12 protein-coding genes and 1 tRNA gene are annotated in these 13330 nt (G+C 70.1%); 3 read left to right on the top strand and 10 right to left on the bottom strand.

Features of this window, described 5'->3' with window-relative positions; all coding sequences use genetic code 11:
* Positions 1-243 precede the first annotated feature (243 nt).
* Entirely contained in the window at positions 244-1569 is a 1326-nt protein-coding gene (locus AB0N68_RS11145; protein ID WP_187661479.1) for an MFS transporter, read from the top strand.
* A 7-nt stretch (positions 1570-1576) separates the two neighbouring features.
* Here the strand turns inward: AB0N68_RS11145 and AB0N68_RS11140 are convergent, their stop codons facing one another.
* From AB0N68_RS11140 to polA, 7 genes are read right to left on the bottom strand one after another with little or no spacing between them, the layout of a single operon-like run.
* A complete protein-coding gene (locus AB0N68_RS11140) occupies positions 1577-2389 on the bottom strand; it encodes an arginase family protein (protein ID WP_280565464.1) in 813 nt (270 codons plus the stop codon).
* A gap of 52 nt (positions 2390-2441) precedes the next feature.
* Entirely contained in the window at positions 2442-3188 is a 747-nt protein-coding gene (locus tag AB0N68_RS11135; RefSeq protein WP_280565465.1) for a formylglycine-generating enzyme family protein, read from the bottom strand.
* 19 nt (positions 3189-3207) lie between these two features.
* Positions 3208-3963, bottom strand: coding sequence for an SGNH/GDSL hydrolase family protein (locus tag AB0N68_RS11130; RefSeq protein ID WP_101845740.1), 756 nt, complete (start codon positions 3961-3963; stop codon positions 3208-3210).
* 28 nt (positions 3964-3991) lie between these two features.
* A complete protein-coding gene (locus AB0N68_RS11125) occupies positions 3992-5344 on the bottom strand; it encodes an MFS transporter (protein WP_313366728.1) in 1353 nt (450 codons plus the stop codon).
* 51 nt (positions 5345-5395) lie between these two features.
* Positions 5396-6430, bottom strand: a complete 1035-nt coding sequence (locus tag AB0N68_RS11120) for an LLM class flavin-dependent oxidoreductase (protein WP_187661483.1) — start codon at positions 6428-6430, stop codon at positions 5396-5398.
* Between the two features lie 55 nt (positions 6431-6485).
* A complete protein-coding gene (locus AB0N68_RS11115) occupies positions 6486-8162 on the bottom strand; it encodes a DUF885 domain-containing protein (protein WP_280565467.1) in 1677 nt (558 codons plus the stop codon).
* Between the two features lie 39 nt (positions 8163-8201).
* Positions 8202-10835 carry a DNA polymerase I gene (polA, locus tag AB0N68_RS11110; RefSeq protein ID WP_280565469.1) on the bottom strand — a complete coding sequence of 878 codons (2634 nt, stop codon included), beginning with the start codon at positions 10833-10835 and terminating at the stop codon, positions 8202-8204.
* A gap of 45 nt (positions 10836-10880) precedes the next feature.
* Between polA and AB0N68_RS11105 the strand changes: the two genes are divergently transcribed.
* Complete coding sequence (locus tag AB0N68_RS11105) at positions 10881-11309, top strand: hotdog fold thioesterase (RefSeq protein ID WP_280565471.1); 429 nt, start codon at positions 10881-10883, stop codon at positions 11307-11309.
* On the opposite strand, the gene AB0N68_RS11100 is transcribed toward AB0N68_RS11105, so the two are convergent.
* Together AB0N68_RS11100 and AB0N68_RS11095 are read right to left on the bottom strand one after the other, a co-directional pair.
* Positions 11284-11847: a GNAT family N-acetyltransferase gene (locus AB0N68_RS11100; RefSeq protein ID WP_187661486.1), complete on the bottom strand. Its 564-nt coding sequence runs from the start codon at positions 11845-11847 to the stop codon at positions 11284-11286. The genes AB0N68_RS11105 and AB0N68_RS11100 overlap by 26 nt on opposite strands.
* Before the next feature lie 9 nt (positions 11848-11856).
* Entirely contained in the window at positions 11857-12474 is a 618-nt protein-coding gene (locus AB0N68_RS11095; protein WP_025103469.1) for an ANTAR domain-containing response regulator, read from the bottom strand.
* 100 nt (positions 12475-12574) lie between these two features.
* Between AB0N68_RS11095 and AB0N68_RS11090 the strand changes: the two genes are divergently transcribed.
* Positions 12575-12660: transfer RNA gene (locus tag AB0N68_RS11090), tRNA-Leu, on the top strand.
* A gap of 22 nt (positions 12661-12682) precedes the next feature.
* On the opposite strand, the gene AB0N68_RS11085 is transcribed toward AB0N68_RS11090, so the two are convergent.
* Positions 12683-13330, bottom strand: a complete 648-nt coding sequence (locus tag AB0N68_RS11085; protein ID WP_187664154.1) for an esterase/lipase family protein — start codon at positions 13328-13330, stop codon at positions 12683-12685.

Below are 13330 nucleotides of genomic sequence, written 5' to 3'. Positions count from 1 at the left end.
TGCCGCGCGGGTCGGCGAAGTGGAGGCGCCGGCCACCGGGGAACGCATACGGCTCCTGTAGGATCCGGCCGCCAGCGACTCGCGCACACTGTCGGCGAGCCACTCACCGTACATTTCCATGCCACAGGCCGTGGCCGAGGAGATCGTCCGGTTCGCCGCACCCGCGTGAGGGCGACGATTCCGCGAAAAGTTCGCTCCAACCGCTGTGCGTGCCCGCGCTCCACGCAGGAGTAGCGTGGAAGGGTGCCTCAGGTCTCCCACTCCCCCGTCTCCACGCCGGGGTGGCGGGCCTGGGCGATCTGGTCCGTCGGCGTCGCGGCCTACGTGCTCGCCATCACGAACCGCACATCGCTGGGTGCCGTCGGTGTCGAGGCCGCCGACCGCTTCCAGGCGGACGCCTCGACGCTCGCACTGTTCGCCGTCGTGCAGCTCGCGGTGTACGGCGGGATGCAGATTCCGGTCGGCGTCCTCCTCGATCGCTACGGATCCCGTCCGATCATCACGGCGGGGATGCTGCTCATGGCGGCCGGACAGCTCACCATGGCCCTCTCCCCCAGCATCGGCATCGCGATCGTCGCGCGTGTCCTCCTCGGAGCCGGCGACGCCGCCGTGTTCCCCGCCGTGCTGCGACTGGTGGCCACATGGTTCCCCGCGCAGCGCGGCCCCGTCATGGTCCAGTTCACCGGGATCATCGGGCAGGCGGGGCAGCTGATCGCGCTGGTGCCGGTCGCCGCCCTGCTGCACGCCACCACCTGGTCGATCACGTTCGGCAGCATCGCCGGTCTCGGCCTGCTCTTCACGATCCTCGTGTGGCTCATCGTGCGCAACAACCCCGCCGAGAGCGGTCCGGACGTCTCGGTGAACACGGACACCGGAGTCGTGCGTGTCGTGACGTCGGCGATCGACACGGGCGTCGGCATCCGGGCGGCCTGGGCACATCCCGGCACACGGCTCGCGTTCTGGTCGCACTTCACCACACCGTTCGCCGGCACGGTGTTCGTGCTGCTGTGGGGCATGCCGTTCCTCACGGCCGGCGAGGGCCTGACCACCGCCCACGCGGCGGGGATCATCTCGATCTACGTGGTCGCGGGCATGATCCTCGGCCCGATCATCGGCGATCTCTCCCGCCGCCTGCCGAACCACCGCTCGCTCGCCCTCGTCCTCCCCGCGGTCGGCGTGCAGATGGCGGCCTGGATCGCGGTCATCGCCCTCCCCGGCCCCGCCCCGGACTGGCTGCTCTGGGTCCTGGCGGTCGCTCTGGCGACCGGCGGCCCCGCGTCGATGATCGCCTTCGACCACGCCCGCACGCACAACCCCGTGCATCGCCTCAGCACGGCCACCGGCGTGACGAACGCGGGCGGCTTCATCGCTGCCCTGATCGCCGTGTTCGTGATCGGTCTCCTCCTCGACGCCCAGGGCGCCGGCACCCCGGACACCTACACGCTCGACGCGTTCCGTGTCGCGTTCCTCACCCTGATCCCGCTCTGGGTCATCGGAGTCGTGTTCATCCTGATCGAACGCAAGCGGACGCGGATCCGCATGGGGCTGGAGCCCGACCGGCGTCGCTGAGCGCCCGTCAGCGCAGCAGGTGCTGGACGGTCTCCACGATCAACTCGACGCTGACGCGCTCGGGCACCTCCGCGTCGCCCGCCTCGAACTCGGCGAGTTCCACGCCGCGGACGTCCGCCGACGGGATCGCGGCGAACAGCGCGGCCACCTGGTGCGGCAGCAGACCGTCGCCGACGCGATAGGCCGCAGGGATGTAACCGGGCTCCAAGACGTCCCAGTCGACATGGATCCACACCGGTCGCCCGGCGATGAGCGCCCTGAGCCGCTCCGGGGTGCTCTCCGCGGGGCTGACGACGGTCACTCCTGCACCGGCGAGCAGCTCCCCCTCGGCGGGATCGATGTCGCGACCGCCCACGACGATGACCTGCTTGGGGTCGATGCCCGCCCCGTGGCCGCTGTCCCACAGCCCGCAGGCGGCGGCGAGGACCATGCCGCCGAGGTAGCCGGAGTCGGTGGTGTCTGGCGTGTTGAAGTCGCCGTGCGCGTCGATCCACAGCACCACTGCGTCGGGGTGGTGCTCGGCGACACTCGGCAGCGTTCCGAGGCTCGCCGCACAGGTGTTCGTCACGAGGAGCGGCGTCGCATCCGCGGCGATCGCCTCCTGCACCGCGTCACGCAGGCCCGTGAGCGTCTCCGCAGCTTCGGGCAGCGCGACCGACCAGTCGTCCATCCGAGCCGGCTCCGGGGTACCGACCACGACGGGCTCCCGCTGCAGGAGCGCGGACAGCGCGTCGGCGACGCGGCGTGCCCCGACGAGGGCTCCGTCCGTGCGGTCGGCGACGCGACCCTGGTTGAGGATGAGCGCGAACGGCGTGGTCATCCCTTCAGTCTCCCACCGCGCAGAGTGGGCGACCAAAACCGCCCGGCGCGGGCTACCGTCGGCGCGGGGTCCAGCCCGAGGGCAGACCGCCGTCGACGAAGGCCCGCTCCCGGTCCGCGGCCGCCGACCAGCCCTGCGCCTCATCCTCGGTGTCGAAGGCGCCCCGAGCAACGCGGAAACCGACGTCCTCATGGTGCATGCGCGGCGCTCCCCCGCGGCGAACGGACGCGCGCACGCTCCAGGCGTCGTCGGCGAATCCTCCGCCGCGAAAGACCCGATAGTCGTCGTACCGCGCGGGGTCGAGGAGATCCCAGCACCATTCCCACACGTTGCCGAGCGTGTCGAAGAGCCCGTGCAGGTTCGGGAGCTTTCCGCCCACGTCCTGCGGCGTGCCCACTCCATCGGCCGCGGTCCAGGCGGCCTCGGCCAGCGGCGCATAGTGTGGCCCGGTGGAGCCTGCTCGGCAGGCGTACTCCCACTCGGCCTCGGTCGGAAGGCGGTAGCCGTCCGCTGTGGTGTCCCAGGCCACGTCCTCACCCTCGAAGTGGTACACGGGATCGAGTCCCTCCCACTCCGAGGCGGCGTTGCAGAAGTGGATGGCCCGCAGCCAGCTCACGTCGGCGACCGGGCGACGAGGATGCCGTGATGGTGTGCCCAGGACTTCGGTGACCTGTTCCTCCGTCACCGGGAAGGCGGCGAGGGAGAACGGCTCGATTTCGACGGTCCGGCGGGTGCGGCGCCGGGCGTCGTGCAGCGTGACAGTCCCGGCGGGGAGACGGACGAGTTCGATGTCGCTCATCCGCGGGGCGTGGCGCCGCTCATGCCGGGGTCCGCTCGACCCAGGTCGGATACTTCGCTGCGCGGCCGTCCCCGGATGAGGTCCTCGTCACGCGCCGTCGCACCCACGGGCCGACGAACTCCCGGTAGTACGCCAGGCCCCCGGGCCCTGCGGTCCAGCGGTCGAGCGGCGCCCACCAGGCTGCCGGCGGCTCGAAGCCGAGCCCGTGCAGCACGCGGGCCGCGACGCGGTGGTGGCCGGCCGCGTTCATGTGCAGCCGGTCCTCCGACCAGTACGCGGGTTTCGACAGCTCCGTGTCCGGCCAGTTGAGGGCACGGATGACGTCGGGCCGGTCCTCGATGCGCCGCAGGACCGCCTCGGAGAGCAGATCGCCGCGGCGTTGCACGAGCGATCCCATCGGAAGCTGCCCGCTGGGGTTGGCACCGGAGAGCAGGATCATCGTCACCCCCTCCTCATCGCACCGCCGCAGCACCCGGCTGAACGCGTCGGCGATGTGCTCGACGTCCGTCCGCGGCCGCAGCATGTCGTTGCCCCCGCCGTTGAACGACAGGTGCGTGGGGCGCAGGGCCAACGCGGGCTCGAGCTGCTCCTCGACGATCGGCCACGCCAGCTTCCCCCGGATCGCGAGGTTCGCGTACTGGATGGGGTGCCCCGCGGCATCCGCCCATCCCTGCGCGGCGATGTCGGCCCAGCCGCGCTCGCGCCCATCGGGGAGCACATCGCCCACGCCTTCGGTGAAGGAGTCGCCTATCGCGACGAAACGTACATCAGCCACGCGCCCAGCCTATTCCCGGTCCCGGACGTCACCGGTCGTCCAGCGCCGCTCCGCTCCGATCGACGAGACCCCAGGCCGCCGCGGCGGCGACGAGGAAGCAGGCCGCGAACACGACGAACAGCAGGGGCGCGCCGCCGGCCCCGAGGAGGACGGGAACGGCGAGGGGCGCCACGATGGAGGCGATGCGGCCCACCCCGGCGGCCCAGCCGGCCCCCGTGCCGCGCAGCGAGGTCGGGTAGATCTCCGGCGTCACCGCGTACAGCGCACCCCACGCACCGAGGGTGAAGAACGACAGGGCCATGCCTGCGCCGATGATCATCGGCACCGTCGTGGCGGTGCCGAAGACGACGGCCGAGGCGGTCGCCCCCAGCAGGAAGACCGAGAGCGTGACCCGGCGGCCCCACACTTCGATGAGCCAGGCGGCCACGGCATAGCCCGGGAGTTGCGCGAGCGTGATGATGAGGGTGAAGCCGAACGAGCGGACGAGGTCGAATCCCGCGTCGACGAGGATGCTCGGGATCCAGATGAACGCCCCGTAGTAGGCGAAGTTGACGGCAAGCCACACCAGCCAGAGGCAGGCGGTCCGCATCCGGAACTCGACGCTCCAGAGCGCAGCGAGCCGGGCACGCGCCGTCATCGCGATCGCCCGCGACGCCGGCTCCTTCCGGATCTGCGGGGTGTGCTCGACACCGGCATCGGCCTCGAACGCGGCGACGATGCGGTCGGCTTCCGCGATTCGTCCGCGGGACGCCAGCCAGCGCGGCGACTCGGGCAGACCCCACCGCACGACGAGGGCGTAGACCGCGGGGATCGCGCCGAGCGCGAAGGCCCACCGCCAGCCTGCCTCAGAGGCGGGGATGACGAAGAACCCGATGACGGCAGACGCCGTCCAGCCCACAGCCCAGAAGGCTTCGAGGATGACGATCAGCCGTCCCCGGATGCGCGCGGGCGCGAACTCGCTCACGTAGGTCGAGGCGACCGGCAGCTCCGCTCCCAGGCCGAGGCCGACGAAGAACCGCAGCACGAGCAGCGCCGCCACTGATCCGACCAGCGCACTCGCTCCGGTGGCCACGCCGTAGATGAGCAGCGTGAGGGCGAACACCTGCCGGCGGCCGAAGCGGTCAGCGAGAAGACCGCCGAGGGTTGCGCCGACCGCCATGCCGACGAAGCCGAGCGAGGCGATCCAGCCGGCCTCCCCCTTCGTGAGATCCCACTGCTGTGAGAGCGCCGCGATGATGAAGGAGATGAGTCCGACGTCCATCGCGTCGAGCGCCCAGCCGACGCCGGAGCCCGTGAGCAGGCGCAGGTGCCAGCGGGTGAACGGGAGGACGTCGAGGCGCTCGGCGAGCGAGGTGCGGCTCGGCAGGGCGGTATCGGCCATGATTCTCATCGTAGGGCCGCCCGTCCCGCCGAGCCGCGAGATGACGCCCGCTCAGTCGCGGTCGGCGAGGAGCTTCCGCACCCGAGGGATCACCTCGGTGCCGTACAGCTCGATGCTGCGCATCATCGACTCGTGCGACAGGGTGCCGGTCGCGTACTTGAGGTCGAAGCGGCCGAGCCCGAGGGTCGTGATCGTGTCGGCGATCTTCGCCGCGACGCGCTCCGGCGAACCGGCATAGAGGGAGCCCTCCGGACCGATGTCGTTCTGAAAGCGCGCGCGGCTGTAAGGCGGCCAGCCTCGCTCGCGACCGATGGTGTTGTTCATCGCCTCGAAGCCCGGGTAGGCCTCGTCCCACGCCTCCGCGTCGGTGGGCGCGATGTGACCGGGTGAGTGCACGGCCACCGGGTGGGCGGTCGTCCCGAAGGAGGCGACCGAGCGGTGGTAGAGGTCGACGAACGGCTTGAACCGCCCGGCCGGGCCGCCGATGATCGCCAGCATCAGGCCGAGACCGTGACGCGCGACACGCACGACGGACTCCGGGCTGCCACCCACGCCGACCCACGTGCGCAGGCCCTTCTCGGTCTTCGGGAAGACGTCCGCGTTGTCGAGAGACGGCCGCAGCGAGCCGGACCACGTGACGGGCTCTTCCTTGAGGAGCTCGACGAACAGCTCGAGCTTCTCCTCGAAGAGCCGGTCGTAGTCGCGCAGGTCGTAGCCGAACAGCGGGAAGGACTCGATGAACGAACCGCGCCCGAGGACGACCTCCGCCCGGCCGCCGGACAGGGCGTCGAGGGTGGAGAAGCGTTCGAACACACGCACCGGGTCGTCCGAGGACAGCACGGTCACGGCGGTGCCCAGCCGGATGCGCTCGGTGCGCGCCGCGATCGCCGCGAGCACCATCTCCGGGGACGAGACCGCGAACTCGCGCCGGTGGTGCTCCCCCACCCCGAAGAAGTCGACGCCGACGGTGTCGGCCAGCTCCGCCTGCGCGACGACGTTCCGGATGGTCTGCGCGCCGCTGAGCAGCTCGCCGTCCTGATCCCGGGTGATGTCGCCGAACGTGTCCAGCCCGAATTCGATGCCCATGTCACACCTTCCTATTCAGGTGAATGGAACACGCGGACTCGGGCCGGCATTCCCGTCACCGAGGGAGCAGCGCGCTGCGCAGCGTGTCGAGTCCGACGCCGCCGAGATCGAGGGCGCGCTTGTGGAAGCCCTTGAAGCTGAACGCGTCGCCCTCCGCCTGCTGCACGGCGTCGCGGACCTGCTCCCAGATGCGTTGACCGACCTTGTACGACGGAGCCTGACCCGGCCAGCCGAGGTACCGGTTGACCTCGAACTGCACGAACTGGTCCGACATGTTCACGTTGCGGCGGAGGAAGTCGAGCGCGTACTCGGCATCCCAGACGCCCTCGCCCTCGAGTCGGGGCTTGCCGAGGTGCACGCCGATGTCGAGGACCACGCGCGCCGCCCGCATCCGCTGCCCATCCAGCATGCCGAGACGATCCGCCGGGTCATCGAGGTAACCGAGCTGCTCCATCAGTCGCTCCGCATACAGCGCCCAGCCCTCCGCGTGGCCGGACGTTCCGGCGAGCAGTCGTCGCCACGAGTTCAGCTCGGCGCGGTTGTAGACGGCCTGGGCGATCTGCAGGTGATGCCCCGGCACACCCTCGTGGTACACGGTGGTGAGCTCGCGCCACGTGTCGAACTCGGTGACGCCCTCGGGGACCGACCACCACATGCGACCGGGGCGCGAGAAGTCGTCGGTGGGACCGGTGTAGTAGATCCCGCCCTCCTGCGTCGGCGCGATCATGCACTCCAGCGTGCGGATCGCCTCCGGGATGTCGAAGTGCGAGGCACCCAGCTCGGCGACCGCTCGATCGCTGGTCTCCTGCATCCACCGCTGGAGCGCCTCGGTGCCGACGAGCTTACGGGCGGGGTCCGACTCCAGATGCGCGACGGCCTCCTCGACGGAGGCTCCGGGAAGGATCTCGTTCGCGATCGCCGTCTGCTCGGCCACCATGCGGGCGAGCTCTTCCCGGCCCCACTCGTAGGTCTCGTCGAGGTCGATGGTCGCGCCGAGGAAACGCCGGGAGTTGAGGGCGTAGAGCTCGCGCCCCACGGCGTCCGTCTCACCGGCTTCGGGGGCCAGCTCCTCGGCCAGGAAGCGCCGCAGCTCGCCGTAGGCGACCCGGGCAGCCGCGGAATTGTCCGCCAGCGTGCGGGCGAGCGAGGCGGGAAGCTGACCTTCCTCGGGATCGGCGTGCGCGACGAACGCCGCGAAGAAGCCGTCGTCGGCGATGTAGCGGTCGATCTGCGTCGCGACCTCCGCGACCTGGCGGCGGGCGGGAGTGACGCCCTCGGCGATGCCCAGACGGAGCGTCTCGATGTACCCGCGCAGCGCTGCCGGCACGGCGGAGAGTCGGGTGGAGACGACCTCCCAGTCCTCGACCGTCGCGGTGGGCATCAGGTCGAAGGCGGAGCGGACGTCCTGCGCGGCGGATGCGATGACGTTCAGATCACGCAGGTGCCACTTCGCGTCGTGCAACTCGAGGTCGAGGCGCAGCTCGGCGCTGAGGTCGGTCTTGGTGACCTCGTCGATCGCGTCGACCGGCTCCAGCGCGGCCAGCTTGTCCAGTGTGGCCCGCGTCGCCGCGGCGATCTCCTCGTGACCTTCCGGACTCAGGTCACCGAATCGGTCGTTGACCTCGGAGCGGCCGATGTACGTGCCGAGAGTCGGCGCCAGCATGGCGATCGTGTCGACCCATTCATCGGCGACCCTGTCGATGGCGGAGGGGGTGCGGGGTGCGGAAGTCATGCCTTCCAGCCTAATCCCCGCCCCCTCCGGCCACCGGGATCAGTGCGCGGCTTCGTTCCAGTCCCGACCGCGGCCGACCTGCACGTCGAGCGGCACGGAGAGCTGCGCGGCGTCACCCATCCGCGTGCGGACGATCTGCTCCACCGCGTCCCACTCCCCCGCAGCGACCTCGACGACGAGTTCGTCGTGGATCTGCAGCAGCACCCGCGACTCCAGCTTCGCGGCGTGGAGGTCGTCGTGGATGTGGAACAGCGCGATCTTCATGATGTCGGCCGCGCTGCCCTGGATCGGGGCGTTGAGCGCGGCCCGCTCGGCGTTCTCGCGCAGCACGCGGTTGGGACTCGCGAGATCGGGGAACGGCCGCCGACGTCCGAAGATCGTCTCGGTGTAGCCGACCTCCTTGGCCTTCATCACCGAGGCCCGCAGGTAGTCGCGGACCGCACCGAACCGTGCGAAGTACTCCACCATGAGCTGCTTGGCCTCCGACTGCTCGATGCGCAGCTGCTTGGACAGCCCGAACGCGGAGAGCCCGTAGACGAGGCCGTACGACATCGCCTTCACCTTGGTGCGCATCGCCGGCGTGACCTCGGACGGATCGACGCCGAACACGCGGGCGCCGACGAAACGGTGCAGGTCTTCACCGCTGTTGAAGGCCTCGATCAACCCCTCATCACCCGAGAGGTGCGCCATGATCCGCATCTCGATCTGCGAGTAGTCGGCGGTGAGCAGGGTCTCGTACCCCTCGCCGACCTCGAAGGCGCTGCGGATGCGCCGTGACTCCTCGGTGCGGACCGGGATGTTCTGGAGGTTCGGGTCGGTGCTGGACAGGCGCCCGGTCTGACTGCCGGTCTGCACATAGGTCGTGTGCACCCGGTGGTCCTCGCGGATCGCAGTGTCGAGGGACTCGATGATCTGACGCAGCTTCGTCGCCTCTCGGTGCTGCAGCAGCAGGCTCAGGAAGGGGTGCGGGTGCGACTCCTGGAGGTCGGCGAGCACGGCCGCATCGGTCGAGTACCCGGTCTTCGTCTTGCGCGTCTTCGGAAGCTGCAGGTCTTCGAACAGCACCTCCTGGAGCTGCTTCGGCGACCCGAGGTTGAACTCGCGGCCGACGACCGAGAACGCCTCCTGGGCCAGCGCATCCGCGCGTGTCGCGAGCTCGGCCGAGAACGTCGACAGAACCTCGTGCGAGACGGCGACGCCGGCGAGCTCCATGTCGGCGAGGGTGCGGAGCGTCGGCAGCTCGATGTCGCGGAGCACGGCGTCGACAGGCTCGGGCAGATCGTTCCGCAGGGCCTCGGCCACGCGGAGGATGAACCACGCCTCCTGCGACGGGGTGGCACCCTCGGTCTCCGGCACGAGCTGCGACGGATCGGCCTCGGGGAGCTTCTCCCCCAGGTAGCGCTGGACGAGGTCGGACAGCGTCTTGTCGGGGAAGCTCGGACGCAGCAGCCAGCCGGCGAGGCTCGTGTCGTAGGCGAGCCCGCAGAGACGGATCCCGTGACGGAGCAGCGCCTTCACCTGCGGCTTGGCGTCGTGCAGCACCTTCGGCGCGTCGGACTCCAGCCACGTGCGCAGCGCCGCGGCCGCCTCCTCCGACCAGTCGAGCTCGCGCAGCTCGCTCCCGGTGGCGACGCCGACGCGCACGGGGGCGCCGGACTGCACCACGACCCGGAGAGCGATATCTCCGCTCTGAGCCGCGGCCCAGGTGGCCAGATCGGAGGCGGACACCTGTGCCGGCGCCGGCATCTCGACGACGGAGGCCGGGTCGTCGGCCACCTCGCCCGCACCGACGGCCTCGAAGACCCGCGGCAGCAGCGTGCGGAACTCGAGTCGGGCGAAGATGTCGCGGACGGCCTCGGCATCGATCGGGGCGACCGCGAGATCGGCCGGTGCCACCGGCAGCTCCACGTCGGTGAGCAGGCGGTTGAGCTTGCGGTTGCGGCGGACGTCGTCGATGTGATCGCGGAGGTTGCCGCCGACCACGCCCTTGATCTCGCCGGCACGCTCGAGCAGCTCGTCGAGGGAGCCGAACTGCGTGAGCCACTTGACGGCCGTCTTCTCCCCCACCTTCGGCACACCGGGGAGGTTGTCGCTGGTCTCACCGACGAGGGCGGCGATGTCGGGGTACTGCTCGGGACGGACGCCGTAGCGCTCCTGCACCGTCGTCGGGTCGTAGCGCTTGAGCTGTGAGACACCCTGCACGGACGGATACAGCAGCGTGACGTCGTCGGTGACGAGCTGGATGGTGTCGCGGTCTCCGGAGACCACGAGCACGTCGTAGCCCTGGGCGGCGCCCTGGGTGGAGAGGGTGGCGAGGATGTCGTCGGCCTCGATGCCCTCCTGCGTCAGCACCGGGATCGACATCGCGGCGAGGCAGTCCTGCAGCAGCGGGATCTGGCCCTTGAACTCCTGCGGCGTCTCGGATCGGGTGGCCTTGTACTCCGGGTACTCGTCGGTGCGGAACGAGTGGCGGGAGGTGTCGAACGCGATCGCGAGGTGGGTGGGCTGCTCGGCCTTGATGAGGTTGACCAGCATGGACAGGAACCCGTAGATGGCGTTCGTGTGCTGGTTGTCCTTGGTGGTGAAGTTGTCCACCGGGAGGGCGAAGAAGGCCCGGTAGGCGAGCGAGTGGCCGTCGACGACCATGAGGGTAGGCTTTGCGGAGTCCGTCACCCTGTCAGCCTAACGAGGAGCACGGACACCCGCAGAGGAGGATGCATGAGCGAGCTCGCCACCAGCGAAGGACTCGAGTGGGCGGCCGCCCGCGGCATGGGAGCCCTGGCCGAGAAGATGGGCATGGAGTTCGTCGAGTTCGGCGTCGACCGGTGCGTGGCGACGATGCCGGTGGAGGGCAACACCCAGCCGGTCGGTCTCATGCACGGCGGCGCCTACGTCGTGCTAGGCGAATCGCTCGGCTCGATGGCGGCCAATCTGCATGCGGGAGCGGGCCGCCTGGCGGTCGGGGTCGACATCAACGCCACGCACACCCGGTCGGCCACCTCGGGCGTGGTCACCGGGGTCTGCACGCCCGTGCACCTGGGCCGGAGCATCACGGTGCACGAGATCGTCGTGACCGACGATCAGGGCCGGCGCTGCTCCACGATCCGCATCACCAACATGATCAAGGACGCTCCCGCCGGGCGCTGAGCGGCTCCTCCAGCAACAGCTGGAAGAGGATGTGGTCCTGCCACTCCCCCGCGATCCGCAGGTACTTCGGGGCGATGCCGATGCGCTCGAAGCCGTTGGCGGCGAGCACCCGCTGGGAGGCCACGTTGTGCAGCAGCGTCGAGGCCTGGAGCCGGTGCAGCCGCAGCTCGTCCCGCGCGTGCTCCGCGATGAGGGCCACCGCGCGACCTGCGAGGCCGCGGCGCAGCCGGGTGGAATCGATCCAGTAGCCGAGATCAGCGCTCCAGAACGCGCCGCGCACGATGGTGTTCAGGTTCATCCGGCCGCGGATCTCGCCGTCGTCCGAGAGGATCACGAACCGGGAGCTCCGGCCGAGCGCGGCTTCGGCGACGCACTGCTGGGCGTTCTGCTCCTGCCACTCCTCGGTGAAGAACGCCTCGGAGCGCACCGGCTCCCAGGGGGCGAGATGCTCCCTGTTCGCCCGGTACGCACGCGCGAGTGCGGCTCCGTCCCCGGCACGGACCGGCCGCAGAACGTGCTCTGCGTCCAGCCGGAGCACCGGAGTGCCTTACTTCTTGGGAGCGAGCTGCTCGATGATCGCCTTGGCGACGTCCTGCATCGTCAGCCGGCGATCCATCGACGCCTTCTGGATCCAGCGGAACGCCTCGGGCTCGCTCAGGCCCATCTTCTCGTTGAGGAGCCCCTTGGCCCGGTCGACGAGCTTGCGGGTCTCGAAGCGCTCGACCATGTCGGCGACCTCGGCCTCGAGAGTGATGATCTGCTCGTGGCGGGCCAGAGCGATCTCGATCGCGGGAAGGAGGTCGTTCGGGGTGAAGGGCTTCACGACGTAGGCCAGGGCTCCGGCCTCGCTCGCCCGCTCCACGAGCTCCTTCTGGCTGAACGCGGTCAGCAGCACGACGGGGGCGATGTTGCCCTTGTGCAGCTTCTCGGCGGCGCTGATGCCGTCGAGCTGGGGCATCTTCACGTCCATGATGACGAGGTCGGGACGCAGCTCGGTGGCGAGGGCCACCGCCGTCTCGCCGTCGCCGGCCTCGCCGACGACATCGAAGCCGTTGTCGCGGAGGATCTCGACGATGTCGAGACGGATCAGCGATTCGTCTTCGGCGACGACGACGCGTCGGGGTGCGGATGCCGTGGGCTGCTCAGCCTGTTCTTGCTCGGTCACCCCTCCATCCTAACGGAGAGGTCCTCACCACCGGCTGAAGACAGCGGGCACGCGAGGAAGCGTCCGCCGTCTGCGCTACAGTCGAAGTCGCGAGACACGGGCCGGCGTGGCGGAATGGCAGACGCGGAGCACTCAAAATGCTTTGTCCGAAAGGGCGTGTGGGTTCGAGTCCCACCGCCGGCACCAGCATCGCGAACCGCTCGCCCCGTCACTCGGCGAGGGCGGCGAGTTCGGCCATCACGCGGGGGTGGGCGAGGATCCGGAAGTGCCCTCCCGTCTCCAGCACCACGTTCTTGGCCCCGGCGAGCTCGCTCCCCTCGGGGATGTGCGGATCGAACGCGGCGTAGATCGAGACGATGCGGGCGTTGACGTCGAGCTCCCGCCCCAGGGCGACGATCGAAGGGTCGTCCGGCGAGAACGCCCGCAGCACCCGACCGGGCAGCAACCGCGCATATCGTGAGCCCCCGAAGGGTGTCGCGATGGCGAGCATCCCACGGATCCGCCCGCCCTCGGGGCCGGTCATCACCAGCTTCCCGGCGAGACCGCCCTTGCTGTGGGCGACGAGGAAGACGCCGGAGAGGTCGTGCGCTCGCAGGTAGTCGGCCACCTGGTCGGCCTCATCCTGCACCGGGAACTGGTTGCGGCGCAGCGCGTCCACGACGTGCACCGGGTGGCCCCGCTCGTGCAGCGCGACGATGAGCGGCTCCAGGAAGCGCCAGGTCTCGTAGACGCCGGCGAGCACGACGATCGGGGCGCGGTCTCCGGTGGCGAAGTCGTCCGCCTGGTCGCGGCCGAAGAACGAGCGGACCTGCCAGAACCCGGCGTAGGCGTAGTCCGCGGCCCACCAGCCCAGCAT

The sequence above is a fragment of the Microbacterium meiriae genome (genome assembly GCF_040685015.1).
Lineage (GTDB): Bacteria > Actinomycetota > Actinomycetes > Actinomycetales > Microbacteriaceae > Microbacterium > Microbacterium meiriae.
The sequence above is the reverse complement of the archived record's forward strand: the minus strand, read 5'-3'. Positions and strand labels throughout refer to the sequence as shown.

Excerpts from the sequence above, each read along its gene's own strand:
- AB0N68_RS11140 (WP_280565464.1), bottom strand. The coding sequence starts at position 2,389 with ATGACCACGCCGTTCGCGCTCATCCTCAACCAGGGTCGCGTCGCCGAC.
- AB0N68_RS11135 (WP_280565465.1), bottom strand. The coding sequence starts at position 3,188 with ATGAGCGACATCGAACTCGTCCGTCTCCCCGCCGGGACTGTCACGCTG.
- AB0N68_RS11125 (WP_313366728.1), bottom strand. The coding sequence starts at position 5,344 with ATGGCCGATACCGCCCTGCCGAGCCGCACCTCGCTCGCCGAGCGCCTC.
- AB0N68_RS11120 (WP_187661483.1), bottom strand. The coding sequence starts at position 6,430 with ATGGGCATCGAATTCGGGCTGGACACGTTCGGCGACATCACCCGGGAT.
- AB0N68_RS11115 (WP_280565467.1), bottom strand. The coding sequence starts at position 8,162 with ATGACTTCCGCACCCCGCACCCCCTCCGCCATCGACAGGGTCGCCGAT.
- AB0N68_RS11105 (WP_280565471.1), top strand. The coding sequence starts at position 10,881 with ATGAGCGAGCTCGCCACCAGCGAAGGACTCGAGTGGGCGGCCGCCCGC.
- AB0N68_RS11085 (WP_187664154.1), bottom strand. The coding sequence starts at position 13,330 with ATGCTGGGCTGGTGGGCCGCGGACTACGCCTACGCCGGGTTCTGGCAG.